This is a genomic window from Amycolatopsis nivea (assembly GCF_004522235.1).
GTDB classification, from domain to species: Bacteria; Actinomycetota; Actinomycetes; order Mycobacteriales; family Pseudonocardiaceae; genus Amycolatopsis; species Amycolatopsis nivea.
In genome coordinates, this window is the sequence record NZ_SDLT01000007.1 from 77,842 (window position 1) to 92,064 (window position 14,223).

12 protein-coding genes are annotated in these 14,223 nt (G+C 70.3%); 10 read left to right on the forward strand and 2 right to left on the reverse strand.

The genetic code is table 11. The features are described from left to right. Window positions 1-75 precede the first annotated feature (75 nt). The 5 genes from EIZ44_RS10515 (at window position 76) to EIZ44_RS10535 (ending at window position 6,503) form a co-directional block, all read left to right on the forward strand. A complete protein-coding gene (locus EIZ44_RS10515; protein WP_037808125.1) occupies window positions 76-1,527 on the forward strand; it encodes an alpha,alpha-trehalose-phosphate synthase (UDP-forming) in 1,452 nt (483 codons plus the stop codon). A gap of 41 nt (window positions 1,528-1,568) precedes the next feature. Continuing rightward, window positions 1,569-4,103 carry a trehalose-phosphatase gene (otsB, locus tag EIZ44_RS10520; RefSeq protein WP_167754079.1) on the forward strand — a complete coding sequence of 845 codons (2,535 nt, stop codon included), beginning with the start codon at window positions 1,569-1,571 and terminating at the stop codon, window positions 4,101-4,103. A gap of 130 nt (window positions 4,104-4,233) precedes the next feature. Next, window positions 4,234-4,767 (forward strand): hypothetical protein, encoded by a 534-nt coding sequence (locus EIZ44_RS10525; RefSeq protein WP_037808127.1) that lies wholly within the window; start codon window positions 4,234-4,236, stop codon window positions 4,765-4,767. 39 nt (window positions 4,768-4,806) lie between these two features. Then, window positions 4,807-5,412, forward strand: coding sequence for an RNA polymerase sigma factor (locus EIZ44_RS10530; RefSeq protein WP_134728444.1), 606 nt, complete (start codon window positions 4,807-4,809; stop codon window positions 5,410-5,412). Next, window positions 5,409-6,503, forward strand: a complete 1,095-nt coding sequence (locus EIZ44_RS10535; RefSeq protein ID WP_134728445.1) for a hypothetical protein — start codon at window positions 5,409-5,411, stop codon at window positions 6,501-6,503. The genes EIZ44_RS10530 and EIZ44_RS10535 overlap by 4 nt, the downstream gene beginning before the upstream one ends. Here the strand turns inward: EIZ44_RS10535 and radA are convergent, their stop codons facing one another. Together radA and EIZ44_RS10545 are read right to left on the reverse strand one after the other, a co-directional pair. Further along, the gene (radA, locus tag EIZ44_RS10540) at window positions 6,504-7,865 is read right to left on the reverse strand and encodes a DNA repair protein RadA (protein ID WP_037808135.1); all 1,362 of its coding nucleotides are present in this window, start codon (window positions 7,863-7,865) and stop codon (window positions 6,504-6,506) included. Window positions 7,866-7,911: 46 nt separating this feature from the next. Beyond that, the gene (locus tag EIZ44_RS10545; protein WP_037808136.1) at window positions 7,912-8,583 is read right to left on the reverse strand and encodes a copper chaperone PCu(A)C; all 672 of its coding nucleotides are present in this window, start codon (window positions 8,581-8,583) and stop codon (window positions 7,912-7,914) included. 274 nt (window positions 8,584-8,857) lie between these two features. On the opposite strand from EIZ44_RS10545, the gene EIZ44_RS10550 reads away from it, so the two are divergent. From EIZ44_RS10550 to EIZ44_RS10570, 5 genes are all read left to right on the forward strand, one after another. Then, the gene (locus tag EIZ44_RS10550) at window positions 8,858-9,349 is read left to right on the forward strand and encodes a CarD family transcriptional regulator (RefSeq protein WP_009084200.1); all 492 of its coding nucleotides are present in this window, start codon (window positions 8,858-8,860) and stop codon (window positions 9,347-9,349) included. Window positions 9,350-9,416: 67 nt separating this feature from the next. Further along, a complete protein-coding gene (locus EIZ44_RS10555; RefSeq protein ID WP_167754089.1) occupies window positions 9,417-10,061 on the forward strand; it encodes an IspD/TarI family cytidylyltransferase in 645 nt (214 codons plus the stop codon). Window positions 10,062-10,066: 5 nt separating this feature from the next. Next, complete coding sequence (ispF, locus tag EIZ44_RS10560) at window positions 10,067-10,531, forward strand: 2-C-methyl-D-erythritol 2,4-cyclodiphosphate synthase (protein ID WP_134728542.1); 465 nt, start codon at window positions 10,067-10,069, stop codon at window positions 10,529-10,531. Window positions 10,532-10,721: 190 nt separating this feature from the next. Next, entirely contained in the window at window positions 10,722-12,719 is a 1,998-nt protein-coding gene (locus tag EIZ44_RS10565; protein ID WP_134728447.1) for a hypothetical protein, read from the forward strand. Continuing rightward, entirely contained in the window at window positions 12,716-14,188 is a 1,473-nt protein-coding gene (locus EIZ44_RS10570; protein ID WP_134728448.1) for a type 1 periplasmic-binding domain-containing protein, read from the forward strand. Before EIZ44_RS10565 ends, EIZ44_RS10570 begins: the two co-directional genes overlap by 4 nt. Window positions 14,189-14,223 lie beyond the last annotated feature (35 nt).

The following is a 14,223-nucleotide window of genomic DNA, read 5'->3' on the forward strand; positions in this document are numbered from 1 at the left end:
CACCGGCCGGTCACTCCTCGCGCGCTAGGGTTTCTCTTGGGGCCGCGACCCGCCGAGGACGAGGGAGCAGCTGGAGTGACTGACGCGATTGCCGACCGGAACAGCGGACCGTCCGCGGATTTCGTCGTGGTGGCCAACCGGCTGCCCGTCGACCTCGAACGGACCGCGGACGGGGAACAACGCTGGACCGCCAGCCCGGGCGGACTCGTTTCGGCACTCGAACCGTTCCTTCGCTCCCGCAAGGGCGCGTGGGTCGGCTGGCCGGGCGTGCCGGACGTCGACGTGGACGAGTTCGACGACGACGGGCTCGTCCTGCACCCGGTGTCGCTCAGCTCGGCCGAGGTCCGCGACTACTACGAGGGCTTCTCCAACGCCACGCTCTGGCCGCTCTACCACGACGTCGTCGAACGGCCGGTCTTCGACCGGTCGTGGTGGGACAGCTACGTGAAGGTCAACCGCCGCTTCGCCGAGGCCAGCGCCGCCGTCGCCGCGCAGGGGGCGACCGTGTGGATCCAGGACTACCAGCTGCAACTGGTGCCCCGGATGCTCCGCGAGCTGCGGCCCGACCTGCGCATCGGCTTCTTCCTGCACATCCCGTTCCCGCCGGTCGAGCTGTTCATGCAGCTCCCGTGGCGCGCGGAGATCGTGCGCGGCCTGATCGGCGCGGACCTGATCGGCTTCCACCGGCCCGGCGGCGCGCAGAACTTCCTGTGGCTGGCCCGGCAGCTGGTCGGCCTCGAACCCACGCGCGGCGCGGTCGGCGTCCGGTCCCGGCCGGGCATGGTGCAGGTCGGCGACCGCACGGTGCGCGTCGGCGCGTTCCCGATCTCCATCGACGCGGCGGGCCTCGACTCGCTCGCCCGCAGCAAGGGCGTCGTCGAGCGGACCAAGCAGATCCGCCGCGACCTCGGCAACCCGAAGACGGTGCTGCTCGGCGTCGACCGGCTCGACTACACCAAGGGCATCGACCTGCGGCTGCAGGCCCTGCACGAACTGCTGCACGAGGGCCGTCTCGAACCAGGCGACGTCACGTTCGTGCAGCTGGCCACCCCGAGCCGCGAACGGGTCGAGCACTACCAGCGGATGCGCGGCGAGATCGAGCAGATGGTCGGCCGGATCAACGGCGAGTTCGCCCGCGTCGGCCACCCGGTCGTGCACTATTTGCACCAATCCGTGAACCGCACCGAGCTGGCCGCCTTCTTCTCCGCGGCCGACGTCATGGTGGTGACTCCGCTGCGCGACGGGATGAATCTCGTCTGCAAGGAGTACGTCGCGTGCCGCCCCGATCTCGGCGGCGCGCTGGTGCTCAGCGAGTTCGCCGGCGCCGCGGCCGAACTGACCAGCGCTTTCCTCGTCAACCCGCACGATCTGGACGGGGTGAAGAACGCGTTGGAGGCTGCCATTACGCTCGACCCCGCCGAGGGCCGACGCAGGATGCGCGCCATGCGTCGCCAGGTCCTCACCCACGACGTCGACCGGTGGGCGCGTTCGTTCCTCCAGGCGCTGGGTGCCGAACCGGCCGACTGACCCCCTCCCCCGTACCGCGCTGGACCTCCTGAGGAGGAGTGTTGACCGCCGAGGCGTTGCCCGCGGAGCTACGGCGCGCGATCGTGCAGATCGCCCGTACCCCGCGCCTGCTGGTCGCCTGCGACTACGACGGCACGTTGGCCCCCATCACCGCGAACCCGGACGAGGCGCGGCCGCTGCCCGAGTCCGTCGGCGCGTTGAGATCGCTCGCCGGCCTGCACGAAACGACCACCGCCGTGATCTCCGGCCGGGCTCTTCGGGACCTCGCGACGCTGTCGCGGCTGCCGTCCGAGGTCAACCTGGTCGGCAGCCACGGGTCCGAGTTCGACATCGGCTTCATCCACGCGCTCGACGAGGACGCGAAGGCGCTGCACCGGCGGCTCGAACACGAGCTGGAACAGCTGGTGCTCGACGTGCCCGGGGTGTCGCTCGAGGTCAAGCCGGCGAGCATCGCGGTGCACGTGCGCCGCGCCGAGCACAACGCGGGCCGGCGCGTCCTCTCGGACGTGCACGAAGGCCCGTCGAAGTGGGAAGGCGTCACGACCACCGACGGCAAGGAAGTCGTCGAGCTGGCGGTCGTGAAGACCGACAAGGGCAACGCGCTGGACACCCTGCGCCACCAGGTCGGGGCCACCGCGGCGGTGTTCCTCGGCGACGACGTCACCGACGAGAAGGCGTTCGCCCGGCTGGCCGGTCCGGACCTCGGCATCAAGGTCGGCGACGGCGAATCGCTCGCCGAGTACCACGTGCCTGACACCGTCGACGTCGCGATGGTGCTCGCGTTCCTCCTGGAAGAGCGGCGCAACTGGCTCTACGGCGAGTCCGCGCCGCCGATCGAGCGGCTGTCGCTGCTCGCCAACGAGCGCTCGGTCGCGCTGGTGACGCCGGACGCGAAGCTGACCTGGCTGTGCCACCCCGGCCCGGACGCCCCCGCGGTGTTCGCCGACCTGCTCGGCGGTCCCGGGGCCGGGCACTTCTCGATCAAACCGCACCGCAACGGGCTCCCGCTCGGCCAGCGGTACCTGCCGAACACGATGACGGTCGAGACGCGCTGGTCGCGGCTGCTCGTCACGGACTATCTCGAGCCGGAAAGCCCCGGGCACCGCACCGACCTCGTGCGCGTGATCTCCGGCGAGGCGGTGGCGCAGGTCGTGTTCGCGCCGCGGCCGGAATTCGGCGGCGTGCCGGTGCGGCTGGTCGCCGAGGCCGAGGGCCTGCGCGTGCTGGGCACGTCGGAGCCGTTCGTGCTGCGCTCGCCGGGCGTCGAATGGTCGATCGCCTCCGATGGGCTGCAGGACACCGCGACCGCGCTCGTCCAGCCGACGCCGGAGCAGCCGGTGGTGCTCGAATTGCGCTGCGGCACCACGGATCTCGCCGCGCACGAACTGTCCGAAGTGGACCGCCGGGACCGGGCGGGCCGGTACTGGAGCGACTGGGCGGCGAAGCTCAAGCTGCCGACCGTGCAGACCGAACTGGTGCGCCGCTCCGCGCTGACCCTGCGCGGTCTGGTCAACACCGACACCGGCGGCGTGCTGGCCGCCGCGACGTCGTCGCTGCCGGAGGAGATCGGCGGGGTCCGCAACTGGGACTACCGCTACTGCTGGATCCGCGACGCCGCGATGACCGTCCGCGAACTGGTGCACCTCGGTTCGCACGAGGAGGCCGAGGGCTACCTGAAGTGGCTGCACGGCGTGCTCGCCACGCTGGCCGGCCCGGAGCGGCTGCACCCGCTGTACACGCTGGCCGGAAGCGTCATCGGCGCGGAGGCGGTCATCGAATCGCTGCCCGGGTACGCCGGTTCGCGGCCGGTACGCGTCGGCAACCTCGCCAACCACCAGGTGCAGCTCGACGTGTTCGGCCCGGTCGTGGAACTGGTCGCGACGCTGGCGGAGGTGCGCGGCGAACTGCGCGACGAGGACTGGCAGATGGTGCGCGCGATGGCCGAGGCCGTCACGCGGCGCTGGAACGAGCCGGACCACGGGATCTGGGAAGAGCGGCACGTGCCGCGGCACCGGGTGTACTCGCGGGTGATGTGCTGGGTGACCATCGACCGCGCGGTGCGGCTCGGCGACGAGTACGGCCGCGACGTCCCCGGCGCCTGGCCGACGCTGCGCGACGAGATCAAGGCCGACGTGCTCGAGCACGGCTGGAACGAAGAGGTGCAGGCGTTCACCACCGCCTACGACGGCACCGACCTCGACGCGGCGTCCCTGTTCGTGGGCCTCACCGGCCTCATCGACCCGGCGGACGACCGGTTCCAGAAGACCGTGACGGCGATCGAGGCCGAACTGCGCAGCGGTTCCACGGTGTACCGCTACCGGCGCGACGACGGCCTTCCCGGCGGCGAGGGCGGCTTCCACATCTGCGCGGCCTGGCTGATCGAGGCGTACCTGTGCACCGGGCGGCGCAACGAGGCCGAGGAGCTGTTCGCGCAGATCGTCGACGCGGCGGGCCCGACCGGACTGCTGCCCGAGCAGTTCGACCCGGTCGCGGAGCGCTCGCTCGGCAACCACCCGCAGGCGTACTCGCACATCGGCCTCATCCGGTGCGCGAATCTCCTTGCCGAGAAGGCTTGATCAGGCAAGCCCGTTAGCACGCCTCGGTGACAAGTGCCGTGAAGGCCGCCTTGCCGGAATCGCATTCCGTTAAGGTGGTCTTCACGAGCATTTGCACGTTCGTTCGGGTTGCCGGCGCGGAGGTGATGCGGTGAAGCAGTACTACGGGCAGCAGTCCGCGGAGTACGCCCCGCTGCCGCCGTTGTTCGCCGCCCGGGTGCGCGTCGCGTCCGTGGTCATCGGGGTTTCGCTGGCGATCGGCACGCTGCTCGTTTTCGGCATCACCGCGCTCGTGAACCGTCCGCTGCACGGGCACAGCCTGCCGCGCGGACTGCTCGGTCTCGCCGCGCTGCTGCTGCCGATGCTGTCCGTGCTCGCCATCGCCGTGGTCGTCCTGTCCGCGCGCCGCTGCCTGCAAGGCGACTACCTGGTGACCGCCAGGGCCCGCGGCACGCGCGCGACGCTGACCGCCTGTTTCACCGTGCTGTCGATCAGCTGCCTGATCGCGCTCGGGGTGTCCGCGCTGGTGGATCTCTGGGGCAACCACGGCAAGCTCGGCTTGCCCGAACTGCTCGCGACCTTCGCGAATTTCGCCATCGGCCTGATCGGCTACAGCGCCGGGCTCTGGTTCGTCCGGCCGTCGGTGAGCACGCTGGAGAAGTTCAGCGACCATCCCATCTGGTGAGGCCGTGAACGCTCGCCCGCGCCGCGGGCAAGAGTGGGTATGCAGGTGACCCACGACGGTCCCGAGCCGGTGTCGACCGGCCCGCAGGACCGCCCCGACCTGGGCGGACCCGATCCCGCCCCGGCCTTCGGGCGGCTGTTCGACGCGCACGCGGCGACCATGCACCGCTACCTCGCGCGCCGCGTCGGCCCGGATGCCGCGCACGATCTCGTCGCCGAGACGTTCCTCGTCGCGCTGCGCCGCCGGGAGTCGTACCGACCAGAGCTGGGCACCGCGCGCTCGTGGCTGTACGGGATCGCGACGAACCTGCTGCGCCACCACGTCCGCAGCGAAACCCGGGCGCTGCGAGCCACCGCGCGACTCGCCAATTCCGGCGACCGCGGCCACGGCGGACACGACACCAGGGTCGCCGAGCAGGTGGACGCACAGGCCCGCGCGGCACAGCTGGCGGGCGCGCTCGCGAAGCTGAGCGTCGCCGACCGCGACACGCTGCTGCTGGTCTCGTGGGCCGGGCTGGAACCGGTCGAAGTCGCCGAGGCGCTCGGCATCCCGCCGGGCACCGTCCGTTCGAGGCTGCACCGGATCCGCAGATGGCTGCGCACCAACGCAGGCGCGTCGACCCGCGAGGAGGCGAAAGACCAGTGAACGACGACACCGTGCGGCATCTGTGGTCCGATGCCGAACTCGACGAGGCCCTCGCCGCGCTGCACCCGCACGAGACAGCCCCCGACCGCACCGAACTCGACCGGGCCCGCGCGAGCATGATGCGGGCCGCCGCGGCAGTGAGCGAATCGGCCGAACCGGTTGTCCCGCAACGGAAAAAGCGCTCCGGCGCGTGGCGGTGGATCGCCGTGGCCGCTGCGGTCGCGCTCGTCACCGGCGGCGTGGTCGTGGTCCGGGAACTCGCCACCGCGCCGACGACACTGGCTCCCGCCGGCCCGGCCGCCCCGGCGGACCGTCGCGAAGCGGGCGCGCCGTTCACCCACGTCGTGACCAAGTACAGCCGCACCGTGCTGGTGAGCGGGAGCAGTGTGTTCAGGGTCCCGGAACAGGTGGACCTGTGGATCCCGGCCGATCCGTCCGGAGTGTGGAAACGACGCTGGACCCGCGCCGAGCCGCCGACGTTGCTCGGCGGGGATCCCCGGGACAGCGCGAAACTGCCCGGACCGTCCCAGGCCGAGGAGTCCGCGCCCGGCGGGCGGTTCACGCGCGACGCCCGCTTCCCCGGAGACGCGGCCGCCAGCACTCAGCTGGGCTGGTCCCAGCCGACCCCGGACTTCGTCGCGGGCCTGCCGACCGACCCGAACCAGCTGACCAATCGCCTCCTGAAGGACCGCATCCCTCCGGAGTTGTCGCCGGCGGGCGACGGGCCGCTGCCGCAGCCGTTGAACTACGGCGCTCCGAAGGACCCCAGCCCCATCACCTATCCGTCGGCGACCGGGATGGTCCTGAACGTCCTCGCTTCCGGGTACGCGTCGCGCGAGCTGCGGGGCGCCTTCCTGAAAGCGATGGACAACCCGGTGCTCGGATTCCAGTTGGTGCAGGACGCTCCGGACTTCGTGCAATACGCGGTGCTCGCCGGCCCGTACCGAGTGCTCGTCTCGCTCAACCGGACCCGGCTTCAGCTGACCGACCTCCAGGTGCTCTCCGCGAGCTCCGTCACCAGGTTCGCGCCCGGCACTCTGGTCAGCTCCGCGCAGTTCTCCTCCGAGACCACCGACCGGGCGGGAGACTGATCATTTCGCGTGGTTCGCCGCGTTGAGCGCGCTCGCCACGTCGGGCACCTCCAGCACCCGGATGCCGTCCGGGAGCTTGCCGGAATCCGGCGGCACCAACGCGTGCGTGAAGCCGAGCCGGGCCGCCTCGGCCAGCCGGCGCCCGACGTTCGGCACCCGCCGGATCTCGCCCGCCAGCCCGACCTCGCCCACCGCGACCAGCCGGGGGGACAGGGCCACGTCGTGCAGCGACGAGGTCAGCGCGAGCACCAGCGCCAGGTCGATGGCGGGCTCGGTGATCTTCATGCCGCCGACCGTCGCGACGTAGACGTCCTTGTCGCCCAGTTTCAGCCGGCCGCGCTTCTCCATCACGGCGAGCACCATGGCGACCCGTGCCGAATCGAGGCCGCTCACGGCACGTCGCGGCTGCGGCATGCCGCTGCTCGACACCAGCGCCTGCACCTCGCCCAGCAGCGGCCGCTTCCCCTCGACCGCGACCGTGACCGCGGTGCCCGGCACCGCTTCCGCGGTCCGGCTCAGGAACAGACCGGACGGGTCCGGCACTCCGACAATGCCGCCCTCGGTGAGCTCGAAACAGCCGATCTCGTCCGCCGCGCCGAACCGGTTCTTGATGCCGCGCACCATCCGCAGCGTGGAATGCTTGTCGCCCTCGAATTGCAGCACCACGTCCACCAGGTGCTCGAGCACGCGCGGACCGGCGACCGAACCGTCCTTCGTGACATGTCCCACGAGCAAGACCGGCAGCCCGCGTTCCTTGGCGAGCGCGACGAGTCCGGAGGTGACCGCGCGGACCTGCGTCACCCCGCCCGGCGAGCCCTCGACCTGCGGCGATGCCATGGTCTGGACCGAATCGACGATCAGCACGCCGGGCTTCACCGCGTCGACGTGCCCGAGGATCGCGGACAGGTCGCTCTCCGCCGCGAGGAACATCTCACCGTGCACGTTGCCGGTGCGCTCGGCGCGCAGCCGGACCTGTCCCGCGGATTCCTCGCCGGTGACGTACAGCGAACGCCCCGCCGTGACCGCCCATTGATACGCGACTTCGAGCAGCAGCGTGGATTTGCCGACCCCGGGTTCACCGGCCAGCAGCGCGACCGCGCCGGGCACGAGCCCGCCGCCGAGCACCCGGTCCAGCTCCGGCACACCGGTGGCCTTCGCCCTGGCCGCCTCGACGTCGACCTCGGCGATCGGCCTCGCGGGCGCGCTCGGTGCTCCTGCGGCCACCCGCGCGATCGCCGGTTTCGCGGAGCCGCGCTCCTCGAGCGTGCCCCACGCCTGGCATTCCGGGCAGCGACCGACCCACTTCGCCGTTTCGTACCCGCATTCCGCGCACCGGTGGACGGTGCTGGTCTTCTTCACCACTCCGCGAGGCTATCGGCGGACACCGACAAAACTCGCGGCGACGCGGTCAGGAGCCCGCGTGCGCGGGTGCCGCGACCGGCAGCTCGACCACGATCGGGCCGGCGTTCTGGAAGGTGAAGGTGACCTTGATCGTCGCGCCCGGCCACAGCGGCTGCTTGAGGCCCGGCAGCACGACCTTGCCGGAGCCGAGCTGGCTCGCCGCGCCGCCGCTCTCGCCCGTCTGCGGCGCGTTGGACGCCGAGTTGGGAGCCGAGCTGCTCGGGGCGGAGCTGGGCGCGCCGCTGGCCGGCTGGTTCAGCTCGGAGGCGGGCGTGCTGTTCGCCGACTCCGACTGCGGCGGGGCGCCCTGCTCGACCGCGTCGGCCGGGCCGATCACGAGCGAGTGGCCGGCGACGATCGCCGTGTCCCCGGAGATCTGCGCGGGGCCGGAAGCGCCCTCGGAGGTCACCGAGACGAGCTTGTCGTCCTTCTGGCCCTGGTTGATCACGGTGAGCGTGAGCGGGGCGGGCGAACCGGCCGCGTAGCCGGGGCCCTGCGCCGGGTACTGCACCGCGGCGTTGCGTAGCACGATCGTCTTCACCTGGGCGTAGGTGCCGTTGACGGCGGGCTGCTGGGTGTCGGTCTGAGTGATCTGACCGGCTCCGCAACCGGCGAGCACGAGTGCGGCGCCGAGCGCCGACACGCCTGCGCCGAGCACGCGGCGATTCTGCAGCCTCACGTCAGAGTCCTTCCCTTTCACGGCCTCGTCCTTCCCGAAGACTAGCCGGGCGGTTCTCCGCGCGCGGAACCGGTGTGCGTTCCCGGCCGATCGACTGTCCACAAAGGATCCCACAGCGCCGGTCGGGGCGCTGTCGGCTCACCTGCATGAGCACGGCGAAAACCGGTTTGTCAAGCCCTGCTCAGGCCGCTGACCTGCGACGACGATCCCGGGCCGCTAGGTGGCCGCCGACGGGCCGTGATAGGATGGAGTCAGCGAAAGGGGCAGAGGACACATGGTTTTCAAGGTCGGAGAGACCGTCGTCTACCCGCACCACGGTGCCGCACTCATCGAAGCGATCGAGACCCGCGTGATCAAGGGCGAGGAAAAGAAGTACCTCGTCCTCAAAGTCGCGCAAGGGGATCTTACGGTTCGCGTGCCCGCGGACAACGCCGAGATCGTCGGCGTGCGCGATGTCGTCGGGCAAGAAGGACTGGACAAGGTCTTCGATGTTCTGCGTGCTCCGCACACCGAAGAGCCCACGAACTGGTCTCGTCGGTACAAGGCCAACCTGGAGAAGCTCGCCTCCGGCGATGTGAACAAGGTGGCCGAAGTGGTGCGCGACCTCTGGCGGCGAGAAAAGGACCGCGGACTTTCAGCCGGCGAGAAACGCATGCTGGCGAAAGCACGGCAAATCCTGGTCAGCGAGCTCGCGCTCGCGGAGGGCACCGACGAGGGCAAGGCGGAAACGCTCCTCGACGAGGTGCTAGAGACCGCGACGGTCTGACCCCGGGTCCTCCGGTTCGCCGCCGAGGCAACCGGTTCCCTACGATCACGACCTGATGAACCCACAGGTGCACAGCGTCGCGTTCGTGACTGTCGCGCACCGTCCGGCCGATCCTGAGTTCGCGCTCGCGGCGGTCGGCGGTGCAGCACTACTCACGCACACCGTGCGGGGGCTGCTCGGCACACCGGAAGTCGATCTGGTGGTCGCCGCAGCCCCCGAGCGGTGTGCGAAGTCGTTTTCCGAGGCATTGCGCGGCCTCGAATGCCGGGTCGTTCCCGGTTCCTCGCTCCGGCAGGCGTTCGCCGCCGTCGAGCCGCTGCTTGCCTCCGGCGCCGTCGTGCTGGTGCACGACGCGCTGCGGGCGTTCACTCCACAACGGACGGTCCAGCGCGTGCTGGCCGCGGTCCGGGACGGCGCGCCCGTCGCGGTTCCGGTGCTGCCGATGTCCGACACGGTGAAAACCACCGACGAATCCGGAATTGTCACCGCCACCGTCGATCGCGACGGTCTTCGCAGTGCGCAAACCCCGGTTGGTTTTTCCCTTTCCGCTTTCCGTTCCGCACTCGCCGATTCCGCTGACCCCGGTCTCGCCGACACCGCGGGCGCGGCCACCGTCCCCGGCGATCCGGACGCGATGCGCGTCGCGAGCGCCTTCGAACTCACCCTCGCCGAGGCGCTCGTCGCCGGCGGGGACCGGGAGGATCCCCTGTGACCGATCTGCGGGTAGGCAACGGCGTCGACGTCCATCCGGTCGAGCCGGGCCGCGAATGCTGGATGGCCGGTCTGCGGTGGCCGGGCGTCGACGGCTGCGCGGGCCACTCGGACGGCGACGTCGCGGCACACGCCCTGTGCGACGCCCTGCTGTCCGCGGCTGGCCTCGGCGATCTCGGGGCGGTATTCGGCACCGGCGATCCGCGGATGGACGGCGCGCACGGCACCGACATGCTCGTCGAGGTGCGTGCCCTGCTGCAGGCGGAAGGCTGGCAGGTCTCCAACGCGACCGTGCAGGTCATCGGCAACCACCCGCGGATCGGGAAGCGGCGCGACGAGGCGCAGCAGGTGCTGAGCGACGCGATCGGCGGACCGGTGAGCGTTTCCGGGACCACGTCGGACGGGCTCGGCCTCACCGGACGCGGCGAGGGCATCGCGGCGGTCGCGACCGCGCTGCTGATCCGCGGCTGAGTTAAATTCGCTCACCCGGAATCGTAATATTCCATTCTTCGCGATACCTGACCAGCGCTAACCGCCCGGTCATCGGAAAACGATCTTCGCCGATCTCCGCTAACTTCTGCGCGGGTACCCGCGGCTCATTATAGTTATTCCGCGACGTTTGCGGCGGCAGGGAGCGGGGCCGCCCGGCCAAAGGGGGACGATGCCCGTCGATGCGCATCGATTGTCCGGAGTACGTTCGATCACCGGGAGGCTGGTCGAGGAACTGCTGTCCCGTCCGGGAGGGCAGAGCAGACCGCTGCCGATCGCGGTCGCGCTCGGCGTGCGCGGCGCGGGGAAGTCGGCGCTGCTGGAGGAATTGCGCATCCGGTGCGAGGACATCCCGCACGCGCTCGTCGATTTCGAGCGGCGCGACTGGGAGCAGATCCAGCCGCGGGAACTGCTGGGCCACTTGGCTTTTGATCTCGGTCGGCAATGGCGGCAATTCGGCCGTATCGCGTTTCCCCGGCTGTGGCTGTGCATGCTCGTGCTCAGCGCCCCGGTCGAACTCGGCGACCGCCGGGCCGCACTGCGCAAACTCCGGGATCTGATCGCGCAAAACCAGCCGCTGGAACGCAATCGCGACGCGATCGTGGACGTCGTGAAGCTCGTCGGCGGCGTCACTTCGGGCAACAGTCTTCCCGGCTGGAACGAGGCGACCGAACTGCTGCTGCGCGGGCTCAGCTGGTACGACCGGCGACGGCTGATGGGCAAGGTCAAAGCCATGCCGACCGGGTACGGCAACCACCAGGACTTCCTGATCGAAATCGCCAAGCACGCGCACGGCGACGACGAGGACCGGGCCGCGGTCGACGCGATCATCTGCGATGCGTTCCTCGCCGACCTGCGCCGCGCCTACTCCGGCATCTCCGGCACCCGCCGGACGATGAATTGCCTGGTATTGCTGGACAACGCGCACACGAAGGGCGGACAGGACTTCCTGCGCGCGCTCGCCGAGGCGCGCAGGCACACGCCGGACGAGGCCGATCCGCTGGTGGTGATCGCGACGAGCCGGACGTGGAATCCGGACTGGAGCGAAAGCTGGTCGATGGTCACCGCGCATCCGGGCAGCGACCGGGAGATCCGGCGCAACCCGGAGCACCGGACCAGCGGGCTCGACTGGCCGGTGCCGCGGCTGCCCGCGCACGTCGAAACCGATTGGATCCCCGGTCAGCCGGACAACCGCTGGTCCCCCTGGTACCTGCTGGAACTCGGCACGCTTTCCAGCGGCGACGTCGTCGATGTCGCCGCCGCGCACGACGTGCACCCGACGTCGCGGCTGCCGCGGTTCCTGTCCCGGCTCACCGACGGACACCCCGGCGCGGTGCGCGAGGTGCTGCAGACGCTCGCCGCGCGGTACGAGCCGGGCAACCCGAACACGTTGCGGGAATCCTTGTACACCAAGGTAACCCTGGACGACGGCAGCGAGTCCACTTTGCTCGCGCAGATGTGCGACTACCTGCTGCAGGACTTTTCCACCGCGAGCCGCCAGGAACTCGTCACCGCGAGCGCCGCGGTCGACGTGGAAATGCTGTTCCACAAGGAAATTCTCGATCTGCGCAATCCGATGGGCGAGGGGCCGCTGTTCAAGCAGCTCGCCGATCAGCTGTGGCTGCGCGCGGATCCGGACGACCCGTCGCGCTACGTCCTGCACCCGTGGCTGCGCCGGTTGCTGCTGCGGAAGCTGGCGACGCGCGCCGACGATCACCCGTTGAGCTGGGAAAAGGTGCACACGCGCTGCCGCGATTTCTACGAGAAGAACGGCCGCGTCGCCGCCGCTCGCTACCACGACCTGGCGCTCGAGAACGTCGACGCGGTGGTGACGCATCTGTGCAAACCGCTCAGCGCGCCGCACGCCGAGTTCGACGTGCCGACCGCCGAAGCGTGGCTGGCCGAACTGGACACGATCACCGCCGCGCCCAACCGGCTGGTGGAGAACGCGGATCCCTACACCCAGGTGCAGCAGCGCGTCGGCGAGTGGGAAGGCGAACTGGAGACGACCGTGGCGTGGCTGGTCGTTTCGCTGTGGCTGGCGCGCGATCCGCTCGGCGACCCGGGCGGCACCCTCAACGCCACCATCGAGAGCGGATTCCACCATCTGGCCCAAGGCCGGGGACGAGGATCGATGCTGTTGCACGAGCGAGCGGAGCGCTACCGATGACGCAACGGATCAAACCGCCGCGGCCGGCGTGGGCGAAGTGGCTCTGGGGCGGCGGCGCGGTGCTGCTGGTCGTGGTCATCGTCGTCGCCGCGTTCGTCGTCGTCCCGGCGATCAGCGAGGCGAACCGCACGTGCGGCGCCGGCGTCGAGGAACGCGGTGAGAATTCCGAATGCATCGGCACGACTGACGGCGAATTCGTGTTTTCTCCCGACCTCGCCGATGTGGAAAACAGAATTCATCAGGAAAATACCGAAACCGTCGGTTCCGGGAAGCCGTACGTGACCATCGCGGTGCTCCTGCCGATGACGCTCACCGACCACGACATTCTTTCCCGCGAATGGGTACGGCATCAGCTCGAAGGGGCGTATGTCGCCCAGCACCGGGCCAACAAAACGCAGTCGTGGGGCAGCGTGCCGCTCATCCGGCTGCTGCTGGCCAACCCCGGCAGCCAGCTCAAACAGTGGGAGCCGGTGGTCGACGACCTGATCGGCCGGACCGGGGCCGACCGGATCGTGGGCGTGACCGGCATCGGGCTGAGCCTCGACACCGCGCGCAGCGCCATCCAGAAGCTGTCCGACCACCGCGTCCCGGTCGTGGCCTCGCACCTGGCCGCCGATGAGTTTTCGCAGATCCCGGGCTTCCTGCGGGTGTCCCCGACCAGCTCGACCTACGGCAGTTCGATGGCGGGCTACGTGAAGCCGACCGCGCACACCGCGACCGTCGTGCAGGACCAGAACCCGGGCGACCTGTACCCGAAGACGCTGGCCACGGCCTTCACCAAGACGTTCGCCGACGCCACGCACCGGATCGTCGGGCGCACCGAGTCCTACGACTCCAGCCTGCCCGGGATCGAGAACACCTTCCTGCAGATGATGCCGAACATCTGCGGCGACAACCCGGACGTCGTGTACTTCGCCGGCCGCGAGGACCACCTGAAGTCGTTCGTCGCGCAGCTCGCCCAGCGGCCCTGCCTCGAGAAACACCTCACCGTGCTGACCGGCGACCTCGCCCAGGTCGGCCCGCCCGGCCCGGAGATGCGCCGCGGCCTCCAGGCGAACGTCACGGTGCTCGCGCCGGGACTCGCGCATCCGCAGGCCTGGCGCGACCATCCGGAGTCGTTCAACAAGGCGGCCGTCGCGAGCTTCGAGGAACCCGGGTGCGCCGGTTGCTTCACCGCGGTCTTCCCGAGGGAACGGCTGGACGACGGCATCGCGATCCTGGCGCACGACGCGGTGCTGACCGTGATCTGGGCCATCCGCGGCATCCCGCGGGTGTCTCCGGAGCAGGTCACCGCGCAGGACGTGCTGCAGGCGAGGAACCGGCTGCACGGACAGTCCGCGGTCCCGGGAGCGAGCGGCATGATCTCGTTCGACGACCGCGGCGACCCGGTGAACAAGGCGGTGCCGATCCTGCGCGTCCGGCTCGACGCGACGCCGGAGTTCGTGGAGCTTTACGTCCCGGCGGCGTGAGCCGGGCACCACAAACGGGCGGCGGCGCACCCGGG